General features: G+C 32.0%; 16 protein-coding genes. 13 read left to right on the forward strand and 3 right to left on the reverse strand.

Features of this window, described 5'->3' with window-relative positions; translation table 11 throughout:
* Positions 1–30 precede the first annotated feature (30 nt).
* The 12 genes from AA0X95_RS04225 to wecB all read left to right on the forward strand — a co-directional run bounded on the left by AA0X95_RS04225 (position 31) and on the right by wecB (position 15,330).
* The gene (locus tag AA0X95_RS04225) at positions 31–1,146 is read left to right on the forward strand and encodes a DegT/DnrJ/EryC1/StrS family aminotransferase (RefSeq protein ID WP_413305706.1); all 1,116 of its coding nucleotides are present in this window, start codon (positions 31–33) and stop codon (positions 1,144–1,146) included.
* Positions 1,146–1,784, forward strand: a complete 639-nt coding sequence (locus AA0X95_RS04230) for a sugar transferase (protein WP_413309840.1) — start codon at positions 1,146–1,148, stop codon at positions 1,782–1,784. Before AA0X95_RS04225 ends, AA0X95_RS04230 begins: the two co-directional genes overlap by 1 nt.
* 122 nt (positions 1,785–1,906) lie before the next feature.
* On the forward strand, positions 1,907–3,046 hold the full coding sequence (locus tag AA0X95_RS04235) for a glycosyltransferase (RefSeq protein ID WP_413305708.1): 1,140 nt from the start codon (positions 1,907–1,909) through the stop codon (positions 3,044–3,046).
* A 47-nt stretch (positions 3,047–3,093) separates the two neighbouring features.
* Complete coding sequence (locus AA0X95_RS04240; protein WP_413305710.1) at positions 3,094–4,341, forward strand: glycosyltransferase family 4 protein; 1,248 nt, start codon at positions 3,094–3,096, stop codon at positions 4,339–4,341.
* Between the two features lie 367 nt (positions 4,342–4,708).
* Positions 4,709–5,632: a glycosyltransferase family 2 protein gene (locus AA0X95_RS04245; protein WP_413305712.1), complete on the forward strand. Its 924-nt coding sequence runs from the start codon at positions 4,709–4,711 to the stop codon at positions 5,630–5,632.
* A gap of 11 nt (positions 5,633–5,643) precedes the next feature.
* Positions 5,644–6,882, forward strand: a complete 1,239-nt coding sequence (locus AA0X95_RS04250; protein ID WP_413305715.1) for an O-antigen polymerase — start codon at positions 5,644–5,646, stop codon at positions 6,880–6,882.
* Between the two features lie 91 nt (positions 6,883–6,973).
* Positions 6,974–8,440 carry a flippase gene (locus AA0X95_RS04255; protein ID WP_413305717.1) on the forward strand — a complete coding sequence of 489 codons (1,467 nt, stop codon included), beginning with the start codon at positions 6,974–6,976 and terminating at the stop codon, positions 8,438–8,440.
* Between the two features lie 50 nt (positions 8,441–8,490).
* Entirely contained in the window at positions 8,491–9,588 is a 1,098-nt protein-coding gene (gene glf, locus AA0X95_RS04260) for a UDP-galactopyranose mutase (protein WP_413309842.1), read from the forward strand.
* Positions 9,589–10,300: 712 nt separating this feature from the next.
* On the forward strand, positions 10,301–10,951 hold the full coding sequence (locus tag AA0X95_RS04265; protein ID WP_413305720.1) for an acetyltransferase: 651 nt from the start codon (positions 10,301–10,303) through the stop codon (positions 10,949–10,951).
* 160 nt (positions 10,952–11,111) lie between these two features.
* Positions 11,112–12,416 (forward strand): 3-hydroxyacyl-CoA dehydrogenase family protein, encoded by a 1,305-nt coding sequence (locus tag AA0X95_RS04270; protein WP_413305723.1) that lies wholly within the window; start codon positions 11,112–11,114, stop codon positions 12,414–12,416.
* The gene (locus AA0X95_RS04275) at positions 12,382–13,695 is read left to right on the forward strand and encodes an acetyl-CoA acetyltransferase (RefSeq protein ID WP_413305726.1); all 1,314 of its coding nucleotides are present in this window, start codon (positions 12,382–12,384) and stop codon (positions 13,693–13,695) included. Before AA0X95_RS04270 ends, AA0X95_RS04275 begins: the two co-directional genes overlap by 35 nt.
* A 540-nt stretch (positions 13,696–14,235) precedes the next feature.
* Positions 14,236–15,330 (forward strand): non-hydrolyzing UDP-N-acetylglucosamine 2-epimerase, encoded by a 1,095-nt coding sequence (gene wecB / locus AA0X95_RS04280; RefSeq protein ID WP_413305728.1) that lies wholly within the window; start codon positions 14,236–14,238, stop codon positions 15,328–15,330.
* An 800-nt stretch (positions 15,331–16,130) separates the two neighbouring features.
* Here the strand turns inward: wecB and AA0X95_RS04285 are convergent.
* Positions 16,131–16,307, reverse strand: coding sequence for a hypothetical protein (locus AA0X95_RS04285; RefSeq protein ID WP_413305730.1), 177 nt, complete (start codon positions 16,305–16,307; stop codon positions 16,131–16,133).
* Positions 16,308–16,477: 170 nt separating this feature from the next.
* Between AA0X95_RS04285 and AA0X95_RS04290 the strand changes: the two genes are divergently transcribed.
* The gene (locus AA0X95_RS04290) at positions 16,478–16,852 is read left to right on the forward strand and encodes a hypothetical protein (RefSeq protein ID WP_413305733.1); all 375 of its coding nucleotides are present in this window, start codon (positions 16,478–16,480) and stop codon (positions 16,850–16,852) included.
* Between the two features lie 293 nt (positions 16,853–17,145).
* Here AA0X95_RS04290 and AA0X95_RS04295 read toward each other — a convergent pair whose 3' ends face one another.
* Both AA0X95_RS04295 and AA0X95_RS04300 read right to left on the reverse strand, forming a co-directional pair.
* Positions 17,146–17,247 carry a peptidoglycan-binding protein gene (locus AA0X95_RS04295; RefSeq protein WP_413305736.1) on the reverse strand — a complete coding sequence of 34 codons (102 nt, stop codon included), beginning with the start codon at positions 17,245–17,247 and terminating at the stop codon, positions 17,146–17,148.
* Positions 17,248–17,879: 632 nt separating this feature from the next.
* Positions 17,880–18,083 (reverse strand): hypothetical protein, encoded by a 204-nt coding sequence (locus AA0X95_RS04300; RefSeq protein ID WP_413305739.1) that lies wholly within the window; start codon positions 18,081–18,083, stop codon positions 17,880–17,882.
* Positions 18,084–18,126: the final 43 nt, after the last annotated feature.

Raw genomic sequence — 18,126 nt, forward strand, 5'->3', positions numbered from 1 at the left:
TCACATGAAAAAGGAAGGAAGTCTTAGGGGATGGAAGATAGAATATTCCTCTCATCACCACATATGAGTGATGAAGGTTATGAAATGCAATTTATAAAGGAAGCTTTTGATACGAACTGGATTGCACCTCTTGGAGAAAATGTAAATCAATTTGAAAAAGAATTAGCAGCTAAGGTTGGTTCAAAAACTGCTGCAGCACTATCTTCTGGAACAGCTGCGATTCATTTGGCACTTAAAGCAGCTGGTGTTGGTGAAGGGGACATTGTGTTTTGTCCAACACTTACTTTCTCTGCTACTGCTAATCCAATTATCTATCAAAATGCGACTCCTGTTTTCATAGATAGTAATTATGAAACTTGGAATATTTGTCCTAAAGCATTGGAACAAGCATTTTTGAAATACCCAGAAGTAAAAGCAGTAATAGTGGTTCATCTTTATGGACTTTCTGCAGATATGGATAAGATTATGGAAATCTGTAAAAAGCATAATGTTCCAGTAATAGAGGATGCTGCTGAGAGTTTAGGTACTTATTATAAAGGGAAACATACTGGAACCTTTGGTGATTATGGGATTTTTTCTTTTAATGGAAACAAGATTATCACTACATCAGGTGGTGGTATGCTTGTTTCAAATAATGAGAAAAAAATTGCCAAGGCGAGATTTTGGGCAACACAAAGTAGAGACCAAGCAAGGCACTATCAGCATAGTGAGTTAGGGTTTAATTATCGAATGAGTAATGTTGTAGCTGGGATTGGCAGAGGGCAGCTTAAGGTGTTAGATCAGCGGGTTGCGAAAAAGAAATCAATTTATGAGTTTTATAAGAGAGAACTTGCAGAACTTGAAGGGATTGAGTTCATGCCTATTAATGAATGGAATGAACCGAACTATTGGTTAAGCTCATTGACTTCAAATGGCAAGGTTAGACCATTAGATATTATGGAAGTTCTTGAAAAGGAGAATATAGAGTCAAGACCGCTTTGGAAGCCAATGCACAAGCAGCCGTTTTTCGAGAATTATGATTTTATTGGCACAGAAGTATCAGAGAAACTGTTTGAGAATGGTGTTTGCTTGCCGTCTGATACGAAAATGACTGATGGAGATTTGGAGAGAGTTATTAAGATCATTAAAGGATTGTGGTTAGATTGATGTATAACTCCAAAGGTGGTATTTATAGAAGATTTATAAAAAGACCGATGGATTTTACTCTATCTTTGATTGCAATTATAGCTCTTTCTTTAGTTCTTATGATAGTTGCTTTCCTTGTAAGAGTAAAGCTAGGTAGTCCAGTGTTGTTTAAACAAAAGAGACCCGGGATGAATGAGAATCTTTTTATGATGTATAAGTTTAGAACAATGACGGATGAAAAAGATGTGAATGGAGAACTATTACCTGATAGTGTTAGGTTGACCAAGTTCGGGCGGCTACTACGTTCTACATCTCTTGATGAACTTCCGGAACTTTTTAATATTCTAAAGGGGGATATGTCCATTATAGGTCCTAGACCATTATTGGTACAATATCTTTCACTCTACAATGATCATCAAAAACGTCGTCATGACGTTAGACCTGGACTGTCTGGTTTAGCGCAGGTTTCTGGCAGGAATGCAATCGGCTGGGAAAATAAATTTGATCTTGATGTAGAATATGTAGATAATGTGAGCTTCCTTGGAGATTGGAAGATTATTATTTTGACTCTCAAAAAGGTTTTTGTAAGAGAAGGTATTAATTCAGAGTCTGCTGCGACAATGGAACCATTTAAAGGAACTAAAAAGGAAAGTTATTGAACTATGAAACAAAACTTCTTATTATCGATGCTAATAAAAAACTTTGATGTGTGTAGTACTATTCAAAAAATAGGATTCTCTCAAGGAACAAGGAAATTCGTAATTATATTATGAGGTGAAGAATGAAAATTTTGCAAATATTCAGTACTCTTCATAGAGGGAATGGAGTAATTGAGGTACTAAAAGCTCTCATTAGCCGAATGTCTAAGTACGAAAATGTTGAGATAAGTTCATATTCTAATCGGAATTATGATAAAGAAATACATTTACTTATAAATAATTTAGGAGCCAATTATTACTATAAAAAAAATAATAATTTTATTTGGAGCTCATTAGAACAAGATGTTCCAAACATTAGAGAATATGATATAGTTCATATTCATGGAGTCTTTACTCTTAAAAATATGTATATTACGAAGAAGATTAAAGAACTTGGAATACCTTATATAATAACCTTACATGGGAATTTGATGGAAGAAGCTTTAAAAAAGTCAAAAATTAAAAAATACATTGCTAGGAAGTTAATTGTTGATTGGGCTCTAAATAATGCTGAGGCAATACATGTATTAGCAATGGAAGAAAAACGTTCCTTGGAAAAAATTGTGGATAATAAAAAGGTGATTCTTATACCCAATGGATTAAATATGAAAAATTACAAGTGTATAACAAAGAACAACATTGTTCCTAACACTTTTAGAATTTTATACCTTGGGAGATTGGATGTAATCCATAAAGGTTTGGACTTGCTTATAGATTCAATTTTACTTAACCCTACCTTTTTTAGAGAAAACAATGTAAAGGTAGACCTTGTTGGAAATTATTCCAGTAAAAGAGATAAACGGTATTTTGATAATAAAATCAAAAATTCCCCTGAACTTAACGATATATTGGTATTTCATGGTCCAAAATATGAAGAGGATAAATATGAATTCTTCCAAAAAGGAGATATATTTATTCATACTTCACGATATGAAGGTATGCCAATTGCAGTCCTTGAAGCAATGAGTTATGGATTACCATGTTTGGTTACAATAGGAAGCAATATGAGTGATATTATTAACAAATCAAATTCAGGAATTGTTTCTGAGTTTAATAAGGAAGAAATCTTTAAAGCATTAACTAAATTAGTAAGTATGACAAAGCAAGAGCTTGAAAAAATGGGTGAAAGTGGAAGGTTGTTTCTAGAAGAAAATCTATCATGGAATGATATAGTCGATCAATATATTAATGAATATAATAGAATTCTATTTCATAATGATTGATCAGGAATGAATTTACAAATAAATTTATAATCCAGAATGGAGTAAGTATGAAAAAGATTATTGTAATAAATCATTACGGACTCACACCCGATTTACCTGGTGCTACTAAACATTATGATATGGCTAAATATTTCTCTGATCAAAAAACACATAATATTGAATTCTGGATGTGTGGCTATAATCATCATACAGGTATAAATCATGAGGATTTAAAAGGTTTAAAGATACAAGCTGAAAAGAAAGACAAAAATTTAAATATAGTTAGAATTAAAAGTACACCATATCGTAAAAGTTCAATTTTAAGACAACTTAATATTACTTTCTTTGACATAATTACTTCACTTAAAATCCTATTTTCAAAGAATATTGATGCTATTGTCTTAAGTGTACCACCCATTTCAATTTTTAATGTCTGGGCCGCAAAATTTAGAAAAGTAAAACTGATAACAGATGTTGAAGATTTATGGCCATTATTTTTAATAGAAATGGGTTTGTCTAATAATTTGGCCATAAAATATATGGAGTCTGCTGCAAATTATACCTATAAAGTTTCTGATGGGATTGCAGCTGTTTCAAAAGGAATGGAGGATTATGTAAGGAATCAAGTATCAGGCGATGATAAGGTTATATGGCTTTCTCCATTAGGAGTCAATCTGAATGAGTATTCTAACAAAACTAAAGATTTAAGTTTGGTTGAAAATAAGGTCTGGAAAAATGATTTTAAAATAATGTATATTGGAGCACATGGTAGAGCGAATGATTTATCTGCGGTTTTAACAACAATAAAAAGTTTGAATGAAATATCTGAAAAAAATAGTGATGGAAAACAGATATCTTTTATTTTTATTGGTGATGGTGATCAAAAATCAAATTTAATTAAATTAAGTAAGGAATTGTCTTTAAATAACGTGTTTTTCGAAGACCCAATACCAGGAAAGTTAGTTCCAGACTATTTAGCTCATTCGGATATTTGTCTAACTAACCTTAAGAAAATTGAGAGTTTCAAACTTGTTAGACCAAATAAAATTTTTCAATATATGGCGGTTGGAATCCCTATAGTAACAGGTATATGGGGTGAAGCTAAATCAATCGTTGAAGAAGCTAAATCAGGTATATATATAGATTTTAATCAAAATCAAATTGCAGCAGAAACGCTACTTAATTTTATTAATGACAGTAGCGCATTAGGTAATTATAGCTTTAACGGAAAAAAATATGTAAAAGAACATGGAAACAGAGAGAAAATTTTTGAAAGGTTTTATAGAAATATATTAAAGATTATCTCTGAAAAATAATGTAAGTACGTAATAATAATCTCATATTAAAAAGTAGGCTATCATTTGAAAAATCCATAGTATTTTTAGGTGTTATGGTAAAATATGTATTAATAATTTTTAGTGGAGAAAATAAAGAGGCTTAGTTACGTTGAAATTAAAAATATTCATTTTGTAAATTCTTCCTAATCATAAAAAACATTTAATTTAAAAGGTAAGCCAAATAATTTAATTTATAAATACACCATTTCATTTAAAAAAACTAAAGTTAAAAAATATTTTTAAATAATTCAATATTTATGGAATATACGTTTAAGTAAAAACTCGGAATTTACAAAACACTAATAAATGATGTTCAGACTATATTACAAAAAATAAGGGGTATGTTATGTCTAATAGAATTGCAGCTATTGTTGTTACCTTTAATAGAAAAGAGTGCCTTCAAAATTGTTTGATTTCCCTATTAGAACAAACAAAAAAGGTCGATAGGATATTTATTATAGATAATGCCAGTACTGATGGTACAGAAAATTTCGTTAAAAGCACTTTTAGCCAATTTGAGGATATAGAATATATTAGATTGAATAAAAACATAGGAGGAGCCGGTGGTTTTAATTATGGTCTAAAAACTGCATTTGATAATGGCTATGATTACATGTGGGTCATGGATGATGACGGTATACCACAAAGTAATTGTTTAGAAGAATTACTTAATATAAACCATAAAACTGGTGGAGAATATATATGTTCCTCAGTAATTAATCAAGATGATCATGATACTTTTGTTTTCGGATTATTTGATAAACAAAATAATAAAATGATTAGAAATTTAAATGATGTAAGCATATATAAGTCTAAAGGTTATATAGAAGGATGTGCTAATCCATTTAATGGTTTATTACTTACTCGTAATTTAATTGTAAGGGCAGGGTTACCTAAGAAAGAATTGTTTATATGGGGAGATGAAATTGAATATGAACTAAGAGTGATAAACAAAGGATTTAAAATTTATACTGCTATAAATGCTATACATTTACATCCAGTTAATAAGATTAAAACATATAAGCTTCTATTTGGAAAATTAAATGTTAGTTATTTTGGTGAAAATAATCTGCGAAGCTATTGTTATTTTAGAAATAGAGCTTTTATATATAAAAAATATTTTGCGTTAACCAAACTTCCACTTTTTTATATTAAGTATTTCATGTTCTTTATAACAAAAAGGAACTTTAAAGGTATTAAGTTTTTCTTAAAGGCTTCCCATGATGGTCTAAATGAGAATTTCAGAAAACATTTTCATTATATTAATTAGGTGATATAGAAATGTATGTATTGATTCTTTTGGCTATATTCCTAGGCTTTGTAACATCATATTTTTTACATGGAAAATTAAATACACCATTGACTATTTTCACATTATCATGGAATGTAACATTTTTAATGAGTAATTTAAACCTTTCAAAACATGTTCCAATCACTACTGAAGCAAATTTCATTATTGTAGGAACATACTTCCTTTATCTTCTGGGATATTTAACTAGTGGATTATATTTTAAAAAGAGAAATCTTCATGCTTTCAGAAGGTTTAATAGAACAAGTAGTACCTCAGTTAATATTTTAAATAAAGGAGTAAAGTATTCTGTTTATATTTCACTTTTGGGCCTTTTACTATATTTAGTTTATGCAATAAGATTAGTTGGAATATCTGGGATAATTTCAGGTAACTCGTATATTAACCGAGAATTAATTGCTAATAATATTCCAACCTTATTTAGTTATATGATAATTTCATTTAGTATAGGTGGATCTATTATTATTTGTTTACTAATGGCAACTAGAGAAAAAATAAAAGTCTATTATTATCTTGTTTTATTTCCTCCAATAGGTGTAGGCATAATAACAGGACAAAGAATTTTAGCAGTTTATTGTTTTGTAACAATTATTGTGGGTATTATTTTATTTTACGAGAAGTTAAAAAATAGAAAATGGATGATATCATCTGCAATTGTTTCTTGCTTTATTTTTTTTATATATGCAGCTAAAAAAAGAGGAAATATAGAAAATACTCTAGGCGGATTGCAGCAGTTTTATAGTTATACCAGTGATTCTTATGTAGCCTTTTCAGAGGCACTAAAGACTTGGGATGGTAGCTTGCAATATGGGGTGAATATGTTTTTACCATTAGCAAAATTAATGGACATATTCTTACCAATATCAGTTAATTCACAACTTATTGAAAATAGGATATTTGTAAATATACCTTACGGTTTTAATGTTTATACTTATTTATGGGACGTTGTTAGTGACTTTGGTTACCTAGGGTTAGTGATAGTTCCATATATTTTAGGTGGTTTATCAAACTATCTGTTAAACATTAATAATATTGTTCCAGAAAAATTAATAACTGTTAAAAAGGTGCTTTTAATTGGAGTTTCGTCTTTTTTATTCTATACTTTTATATCTAGTTTAAGTACTCTTTCTTCAATTTGGTATGGCTATTTATACGTTATACTTTTAATTTATTTATCAAAATTCAAATTAAAAAAGACCATTAAAGACTAAGCAGATTAATATTAAATAAAATACTTAATAAAAATAAGGTTAATTAACAAGTGAATTAATAGAAAAAAATCACAATAACGGAAGGCTAAATATGGCAAATGTGAAACAAAAATCAATTAGAAAAAATTTCTTATGGAATACATCTCTTAGGATACTTAATATAATATTTCCCCTAATAACTTTTCCGTATATTGCAAGAGTGTTATCTCCCCAAGGTATTGGGAAGGTAGATTTTTCAATGTCTGTAATACAGTATTTTATTTTAATAGCACAAGTAGGTATTCCAATGTATGCTATCAGGGAATGTGCTAAGTATAGAGAAGATAAAGAAAAACTTTCAAAGACTGTACAAGAGATTTTATTAATCAATTCTGTTATGGTTATAATTTCATTTACATTGTTTTCAATTACTATATTAAATGTAGGGAGCCTCTCCAATTACAAAACTCTGTTAGTAATTATGAGTATTAACATTATTACTACTTGCTTGGGAATAGAGTGGTTTTATCAAGCGATCGAAGAGTACCGTTTAATTACCATTAGAAGTGTATTAGTGAAATTTCTATCTCTTATATTTGTTTTTGCGCTAATTAAAGACGATAGTGATTATATTTTATACGGAATAATATTAGTTCTCTCAGTTTCTTTAGGCTATCTTTATAATTTTATTCATTTAAACAAGTATATAAAGCTTTTCAAGAGAAATTCAGAATATAATTTTAAAAAGCATATTAGACCAATATTAGTTTTATTTGCTATGAGCTTATCAATAAGTATCTATGTTGAACTTGATAAAGTAATGTTGGGAATAATAGTGGGAGATGAATCGGTCGGTTTTTATACAGCAGCTAGTAAAATTGTCAAAGTTGTATTGGCCTTAGTAACCTCTCTCGGAGTGGTTTTATTACCAAGAATGTCCTATTATATTGAAAATAATATGAATGAAGAAGTAAATAGGTTAATAAAAAAATCACTAGATTTTATTTTATTAATTTCAATCCCATCTACAATTGGGATTATTATGCTGTCTGAACCTATAATTATACTTTTTGCTGGTAAGGAGTTCTTGCCTGCTTCATCAACAATAATGATTATTGCTCCGACTATAATTGCAATTGGTTTAAGCAATTTAATTGGAGTGCAAATCTTAATTTCTTATGGTAAAGAAAAAATTACTGTACTTTCAACCATTGTAGGTGCCATCGTTAATTTTACTTTGAATATGTTACTAATATCTAAATTTAAGCAAGATGGGGCTGCCGTAGGTACATTAATTGCTGAATTTACTGTATTGTTTGTTCAAATCTATTTTTCTATAAATATCATTAAAGAGAATGTTAACTTTAAGTCTATTTTTCATTACTTAATCGGAAGCATACTAATAGGTTTAACTTGTTTATTATTTAATCATTTAATTTCACATTTGTTAATTAGAACAGTCTTTTCAATTTCGTTTTCATTATGTATTTACTTTTTTACATTATATATATTAAGAAACAAAATAGTATATGAGCTTGCTAATGAGATAATAAAAAAATATTTTAAAAAGTTTGCTTAATAGTCACTTAAGTACTTTACAAATAGAAAGTAGGGATTTAGATGTCATATATTTATGATTATTTAATTGTGGGTGCTGGTTTATATGGAGCAACATTTGCATATGAAGCCAAAAAAAGAGGGAAAAAGTGTTTGATTATTGATCGGAGAGAACATTTAGGTGGAAATATTTATTGTGAAAATATTGAAGGGATAAATGTTCATAAATATGGTGCCCATATATTTCATACTGATAATAAAGAGATTTGGGATTATGTAAATCAGTTTACGAAATTTAATAGATATACTAACTCACCAATTGCAAATTACTATGGTGAGATCTACAACCTCCCTTTCAATATGAACACATTTAATAAATTGTGGGGTGTTTTTACACCTGAAGAAGCTAAAGCTAGAATAGAAGAACAGAGAAGGGCTGCTGGAATTGAAAAACCTCAAAATCTTGAGGAACAAGCAATTTCGTTAGTTGGTACTGATATCTATGAAAAACTTATAAAAGGCTATACCGAAAAGCAATGGGGAAGAAGTGCTAGAGAATTACCAGCTTTTATAATTAAAAGACTACCTGTAAGATTTACTTATGATAACAACTACTTTAATGATAAGTATCAGGGTATACCTGAAGGAGGATACAACAAGATAATTAATAAAATGTTAGAAGGAATCGATGTAGAACTAAATGTGGACTACTTTAAAAATAGAAGTGAACTTGAATCAAAGGCAAGAAAGATTATTTTTACGGGAATGATAGATGAATTTTACGGTTATAAATTCGGTAAATTAGAGTACAGGAGCCTCGAATTCAAGAATGAACTAATGGAAAAAGAGAATTACCAAGGCGTTGCCGTAATGAATTATACAGATAGAGAGACACCATATACTCGTATTATAGAACATAAACACTTTGAATTTGGTAAACAAGATAAAACAGTTATTACAAAAGAGTATCCAGCAGAGTGGTCACCTGGAAAGGAACCCTATTATCCTGTTAATAACGATAAAAACAACCTTATTTATCGGAAGTATAAAGAATTAGCCGAGAAGGAAGACAAAATTATATTTGGTGGAAGACTTGCGGACTATAAATATTATGATATGCACCAAGTAATTGGAAGTGCGCTCGCTTGCGTTAAGAAAGAATTTAAATAACTATAGGTATGTCAATTGATTAAAACCAGATAAAAGTAAATCACATCATAAACAGTTATTCTTTCCTAAGATTCTTTTCAAAGAATCTTATTTCAAAGGACTTTTATAATGATAATTTTTGAATCGTTATCCATATCTAACCAATTCTAACCTTCCAAGATCGTCAAATAAGCTGTTTATTGGCGGTTTTTGGTTGGCCAACTGTATTAGAATGGCATACCAAGTAAAGATATCGTCCGTGGGTACGATCTTGCACCATCCTCACTCGATTAAGGGTTGGTGCAAGAGAACTACAGGTTCTTTTAAAGAGAAGACAACCCAACCCCAGAAGAACTCAGATAAACAAACTACGAATAAAATAAGAAACTACTAATAACTGAAGCTGCACAGATACTAGAATGAAATTAATTTGAATAATAGTGACAGATGCAAATACTTGATATCGGTCAATATGAAAGGTCTCGCAACTACCGAGGCTTATTGTTATGGCAAATGAGCGAGTTTCAGAAGATGGTATTACCTCTATATATTATTAAGATTTTACCAAGTGAGCTGTAAAACTAATACAAATAGAGTAAATTTATTAGACATTTATTTTCTGTTTGAAAGTTGCACTTTGTAGTCAATCTTTGTGTTTATGGAAATACTTAATAGTATTAACCTAATTAGAGTTTTTAAAAAAATTTATATTATAAAAAAGGGGTTTATTTAATTGAAAAATTTAGTAATATATGGTGCTGGAGGATTTGCTCGAGAAGTAGCGTTATTAATTGATCAAATAAATGAAGTTTTACCTACATGGAATCTAGTTGGGTATATAGATGATAATCTAAGCAATGAAGGAAAAATGTTAAATGGATATCCAGTTTTAGGGGATATTGGTTGGTTTAATAATTACAATAATGAAATCAATGTTGTTTTGGGTATTGGATGTCCATCTATTAAAGAAAAAATTGTAGATAAACTTCAACTAATGGAATCAATTGAATTTCCAAATATTATACATCCAACTGTAAGACTCTCTCCTTATAACAATTTTGGAAAGGGAATTATAATTTGTGAAGGGAATATTTTAACTTGTAATATTGATGTTGGTGACTTTGTAATATTGAACCTTAATTGTACAATTGGTCATGATACAGTCTTAGAAAACTACTGTACAATTCTCCCTAATGCCTCTATATCAGGAAATGTTAAGCTTGGTAAGGGTGTTGAATTTGGTACTAATGGTACTATTATACAAGGTATTAATGTTGGTGAAAATAGCATTATCGGTGCGGGTGCTGTTGTAGTTAAGGATTTGCCATCCAATTGTACAGCTATAGGAATGCCGGCAAAGCCAATTAAATTTCATAATATTTAGTAAAAGGTTTTTTTGAGAGAAACCTTTATCCTTGTGGGTAATAAATTAGAAAGTATTCTACTGGAAAACGTTTGGTGTAAAGAAAATCATGAGAAAGTTAACCTAAGAAGTATAGCTGAATATATTAAAGAAATTTTAAATCGTAAAAAAGGGGTACATCATGATAAAAACAGTTACTGTAATTGGAGCTAATGGTACGATGGGGTGTAATGTCTCAGGCATATTTGCATCTTTTGGTGATGCAAAAGTTTATTTGGTAAGCCGTACATTGGAGAAAGCACAGAAGGCTGTTGCAAAAGCTGCAATGTCAGTAAAAGCTGATGCTATTATGGGAAATCTTATACCAGCAGATTATTCAATGCTTGAAAGTTGCATCAAAGATTCGGATTTAGTTTTTGAAAGTGTAGCAGAAAATTTAAATACGAAATTAGAAGTCAATCGAGAAATCTCAAAGTATGCAGGCAGTGATACTATAATCTGTACGGGTTCATCAGGTTTATCAATTAAACAACTTGCAGAAGTTTTTCCAGAGTCAATTCGTAAGAATTATATGGGCGTTCATTTTTTTAATCCGCCATACAACTTAACTTTGTGTGAGTTGATACCTTCTAGTTATACAGATAGAAAACTTTTTGAAAATGTTAGAGATTATGTAACAAAAAAACTATATAGAACAGCTGTAGAAGTAAATGATTCGCCAGCATTTCTAGGTAATAGAATAGGATTTCAGTTTATTAATGAGGTCCTTCAATATGCAGAAAAGTATAAGGATAATGGTGGAATTGATTATATAGATACAATTCTTGGTCAATTTACTGGAAGAAGTATGGCACCACTAGTAACATCTGATTTTGTTGGATTGGATGTTCATAAGGCAATAGTAGATAACATCTATCAAAATACTAGTGACTATGCTAGAGGTACTTTTGTTATGCCACAATTTGCGGTTGATTTGGTCAATAGTGGTAAGATGGGTAGAAAGACAAAAGGTGGCTTATATAAACTTGATGTATCAAATAGTGGTGTTAAAAGGAAATTTGTTTACGATATTGCTACTAACAGTTATAGAGAAATGATCAAATACAGTTTCCCTTATGCTGAGAATATGGTTAACTCCTTTAAGGTTGGAGACTATCATTCTGCCTTTAAAACATTAATCAATAATCAATCAAAAGAAGCCGCGTTATGTCTTGAATTTTTACTAAAATATGTTGTTTATTCGTTAAATGCTACTAATCTGGTTGGTGACGGCATACAGTCGGCAGATGATGTAATGGCTACCGGCTTTAATTGGTGTCCACCTCTTGCTGTAATTCAAGCATTGTTTGGAGTAGAAAGCTTTAAGAGTTTAGCTAAAGAGAGATTGAGTAAAGAAATATTGGATCAGATTGATTTAGATTTACTACTTAGGAAAGTAGAAGTATCTAAGTATGACTTTCGGAGATACTTCAAAGCCAAACACTAATATTCCAAATGAAGAAATTATGAGGTGTGAAATGGAAAAAGTATATGTTTTGGGTGGAGCTCAAACTGATTTTGAACGAAATTGGACAAAAGAAGGTAAAAACGTTACTGCTTTATTAAAAGAAGTGATTACGGATGGGTTTGATGAAGCCGGCATTTCCTTTACAGATATCGAGCAATTGAACAAGAAGAATAAGGTTGCTTGTTTTGTAGGTAATTTTATAGCTGAAGAATACATCAACCAAGGTCATTTAGGGGCATTGATTTCAGAAGTTCATCCAGCATTTTACGGAGTACCTTCTGCTAGATATGAAGCAGCATGTGCTTCAAGTTCTGTAGCATTAGATGCTGCGATAACTAAGTTAAAGTCTGGTGATTATGATGTGGCAGTTGTCATTGGTTGGGAGCTGATGAAAACCGTCGATTCTAAAACTGGAGGCGATATTTTAGGAAGAGCCGCTTATTATGAAAAAGAGGGGAAAGGAATTGATTTTCCATTCCCTAAGCTGTTTGGTAAGCTGGCAGATGAAATACTCAGAAAGTATAGTATAGATGAACAACGCTTTATGGATAGTCTAGCTATAATATCAAATACTAACTATAGTAATGCTAAGAGAAATTCTAAGTCACAAACTCGCAATTGGTTTATGAACTTAAAACAAGCCCAAATGAGAGGTACTGAAACCAATCCATTAGTAGGTGGAAGATTAGCTGTCTCTGATTGTTCACAGGTAACAGATGGTGCTGCTGTAATTGTATTAGCATCAGAGAAGTATGTAAAAGAAAATTATAAAAAAACATTTCCTGTAGTAAAAGGTTTTGGCCATAGAGTAGCACCGATGTTGTTTGATAAAAAGATAGAAGAAAGTCGTAAGTCCCCATTTCTATTGCCATGGACAAGACAGGCGGTTGTTGATGCTTATACTCGTTCGGGTTTGACGGTGGAAGATATTGATTTCTTTGAAACACATGACTGTTTCACTTCAAGTGAATATGCAGCTGTATCAGCTTTTGGAATATCAGAACCTGGAAAAGAGTTTAAGGCTATTGAAGAAGGAATAATTGCATTTGATGGAAATAAGCCTATTAACCCTAGTGGTGGTCTTATCGGGTGTGGTCATCCGGTTGGAGCAAGTGGAGCACGGATGTTCTTGGACTTATATAAGCAAGTTTCCCGGAAAGCTGAAGGATATCAGTTAAAGAAAGCTGATAATGGCATAATGCTTAATATTGGTGGAAGTGCAACAACAAATTATGTATTTATAGTTGGAAATGAGTAGGCTTAAACTTCTCCTCATATAATAAATGAAATTATTACAGCTCCAGTTGGACGAATAGACTTGTAATTTTATTAAAACCGCTACCAATGCTGGCGGTTTTCTTGTTGTATATATGTCTTTGTATATGGTGAAACATTACGTGTCTAATTACTCCTTGGATTTGTCAAAGATTGATACATTTATAATCAGTTAAAAGTTATAAAGTGCAACTGAATTTTTAGGGTGGTAACTCACCCACTGAAAATTTTGTTTTTCAAGTTGTTGCACGGGTATCATTACTTGTTATTATTCTTATTTCTCCCCCTAGGGTAAGATGAATAATAAGTTTGTTAGGTGAGGTTCTTGCAAAATGGCTTTAAAAGTAATAGGCTGCGGTGTTAGATATAACGACAGTCATACTTTTGTTGAGCTAAGATGGGGAATATGACCATATTAAGAATAGATAGATTGATTGATGTCATTAAGGGTACTTTATGCTGAATATCAAAATTTTATATGTGTTAATGTTCAAATAAATTTTTAGGAAAGTTGGTTGATTTGATGAAAAAAAAAATAATGGTAGTATTTGGTACAAGACCTGAAGCTATTAAGATGTGTCCTTTAGTGAAAGAACTTAAGACACGAGATAAAATACACACTTTTGTTTGTGTTACAGGTCAACATAGAGAAATGCTAGATCAAGTCTTGGAGGCATTTAATGTTGTTCCGGATTATGACTTATCAATTATGAAGGAAAAACAGACTTTATTCGATGTGACTATAAATATACTAGAAAAAATGAAAGACGTTTTGGAAGAAGTAAAACCGGAAGTGGTTTTGGTCCATGGTGATACCTCTACAACTTTTGTAACGTCTTTAGCTTGCTTTTACTTACAAATTCCGGTTGGTCATGTCGAGGCCGGACTTAGAACTTATAATATCTACTCTCCATTTCCAGAGGAATTTAACAGGCAAGCTGTGGGAATTGTAGCAAAGTATAACTTTGCACCAACTGAGTTGTCTAAAGAGAACCTTTTAAAAGAGGGTAAAGTTGCTTCTACTATATATGTGACAGGTAATACTGCTATAGATGCACTTAAAACTACTGTTAGAGATGATTATACGCATGAGCAACTTGAATGGGTAGCAGATAGCAGACTTATTATGATAACGGCGCACAGAAGAGAAAATCTTGGTAAGCCGATGCGAAATATGTTTAAAGCTATTAAAAGAATTGTTGATGAATATTCAGATATTAAGGCGATATATCCTATTCATATGAATCCAATAGTAAGAGAAGTGGCAGACGAGATTTTAGGAAACTGTGATAGAATAAGAATTATTGAGCCATTGGAAGTTCTGGACTTTCATAATTTTCTTTCGAGTTCATACTTAATACTGACGGATAGTGGTGGTATTCAGGAGGAAGCCCCTAGCTTAGGTAAACCTGTACTGGTTATGCGTGACACGACAGAACGGCCTGAAGGCATAGCTGCAGGAACATTGAAATTAGTAGGGACTAATGAAGATAATATTTACAATACATTTAAATTACTTCTTGAAGATAAAGATGAGTATGAAAAGATGAGTCAAGCAAGTAATCCATATGGTGATGGTTATGCAAGTAAGAGAATTGCGGATGTGTTACAGGTTTAGGTTCAATTAATTTTTGTTCGTGTATCTATCCAGAGCGACTGAATTCAGGTCGTAATTATTGTGATTGGAATTGTTTGTACGTCAAGCAGGAGTTTGCTGCCCACTTATCGGGAGTCTTGGAGTGGTTTGGGTAAAACTGTGGTTAAAGGGTAGGCAGTTAAATAATAGAACGAAAGCAAATTTTTGGGTTTCGTGGCAGTTCGTGTTAATTCAGAAGTATGAGAATATAAATTCATGTATTGAATAAGGGCTGTTAAGTTCTGGTTCTTTTTTTCTTCTCATTATCCGTATGAGTCAAATAAACCTAATTTTAATAAGTGACACTCGGGCACATAATCATTAATCATCCCAAAGTTCGTTTTTGTTACATAAGGGAATCTTTAGGGTTGATTTTTAAGCAAGCATGTATGTAAGAGTCTGATAACTTTTACCGCATTTTGTAAATTTTTGTTGAACACTTTACTGGATCTTAGATCGTATCTTGCCCGCCCTCCGTATAATGATATCAAGAAACTCCCTTAACAAGATGGTTAGTTACCAGTTGATATCTAATATTGTATTTAATTTCGGGCCATGCTCTTGGTCCCATTGGTTCATAGCTCAGTATAAATCTTCAATGGCCAAGTTTATACTTTTTTCTTTGTCCTTATGTACCCCCTCCTTCTAAAACTTAATGCCGATAATAAGAAGTGTATGCTGCAGAGAAAATTTAATAGGGAAGGGGGTGTGTAACTGCTAGACTAAAGTGAACAGTTTATTTCTACTATCGATAGGAAATTAAATAAATCAAGAAATACGGTTTACAAGTATATTAGTAAATCAGCTGAGGAAATAGCGGAGTGGACGGAATCAATCATGACTAGGAGTAAGAATTTTAGACATTCATAAAGAATTAATCCTCTATCGGTTGAGAGAATATCCATGTCTAACTGTAGCCGAAGTACAAGTGTGAACGCCTTATCTTTTTCTTTAAGCATAGAAAGTCCCCCATTTGTGTATTGCAAAATAGAAGTGCAGAGCTTTGCAAGTAATAAATGCAGAGTTCTGCACTTTATTTATTGAGTGCATAAAAAAAGACTTGCCAGCCACCTCAAGTCCCTCTACTGTATAGGTGTCGCATCAATACAGAGTGGAGGATTACGAAAGAATGCTAGCAATGTCTGATATTAATTGTATCAAACACCTAAGAAACAAAAAAGGACGATCTATAACAAAAATTAAAGAAACTTTAGGGATTAATTGGAGGACAGCTAAGAAAGATGCAGATGAAGATCAATTACCCGAATCTAAGATAAAACAGTCCAATGAGATGATGTATTCAAAAAAATGGGGAGATATTATTTCAGATTGGCTTTTTGAAGATAGCAAGTTAAAAAAGAGGTTACGTAGAACCAAGAAACAAATGTTTAATGAACTTAGGGGCTTGGTTTTAAAGGTTACTATCGTACATTCTGTTAATTTATATCTGATTGGGAGAATAGTCATAATGAAGAAGAAATTGATAAAGGGCACGATCGTTTAGAACATCTCCCTAGCGAGGCTGTAACTGTCAAGTACAAATCAACAGTTTTTAGTCAATTAGATTAAACAGTTTCCATCAATTAAGATTCAAACACCCTGATTGTTCTTCGTTAAAGTCAAAATTTCACTTCGATGAAGGAGGCGACCCGCTAAATCAGTAGGTACGCATGTGGTAGCTATTCAATTTAAAGATGGAAAGACAAGCTTGTTGGAAGTAGACGATAAAATTTATGCTTCTTTAACTAGAGCTTTATTTTAAAACAAAGCCCCCTCGAAATGAGGAGGCTTCTTTTATTAAAACATCACTGCCCATGTTTTAGGACCCACTAAACCGTCTGCCACTAAACCATGTCGCTTTTGATAGGCTTTTAACTGATGCTTCTGTTTTTGGCCCAAATATGCCGTCTGCCGTGACTCCTACCGCACGTTGTATTCTCTCCACGTTTTTTCCTTTTGAACCTCTTTTAATTAATCCAGGATACGGAACGACTGAACTTTGAACAGGTGCCGTTTGGGTAGTTGGTTGTGTAGGTAGTTCAGCTGGTTGAACTTGTTGGTTGTAAGTAACCACCTGTTTAATAAATTCACCATGATCTATTCCTGTACCAGGACACGTTTTACTAGCGTGTTCACGATGGAACATGATTTGTGCGCCACATTCTGTGATAAGAAAATGCTGTACCTTTAACATGGCTTCTAATTGCATCCCTTGGAGCTTGTCCTTGCCTTTGTCAAAGTCCCCTAACATTTCCGTCATGAATGCGCCTGTGTTGTATCCACTGATACCAGCAGGTGTTTTATTGAAGGCTCTACCTGTGACGAATAAACCATCTGGCATTAACGTCACATACTGTCCGATGTCATCCCATCCACGAGTGTTCGCATGGTAATTCTTCATACCTTGCTGCAGTTCGATATGGTTCTTACCGTTAAAGTCTGCATGATTCAGTCTCCATGTGTGATGAACCTGTGTGTATTTGTATTTTCGTCCTTTGAGTCGTTCAATTAATTGGTTGGCTGTTAAGAGTTCAAACATTCTTATCATCTCCAAACCCTTTATTTTCCGTGGTAGGGTTATATATTAGACCTGCAAGAACTAATATTCCGAGTAATCCAGTGACTAACTTGTCGTAGTTACCTGGTAATTGAAAATCAATATGGTAAAAACCTACCGCATCTGTCAAAAAAGGGATATAGGCTAAATAGCCGCCCATAAGCCGAAATTCTTCCACCGCATATTAAAACCCTCCTTTTATCAATAAGCCTAATAAAGCC

The sequence above is a fragment of the Neobacillus phoenicis genome (assembly GCF_047302305.1).
Classification (GTDB): domain Bacteria; phylum Bacillota; class Bacilli; order Bacillales; family Cytobacillaceae; genus Neobacillus.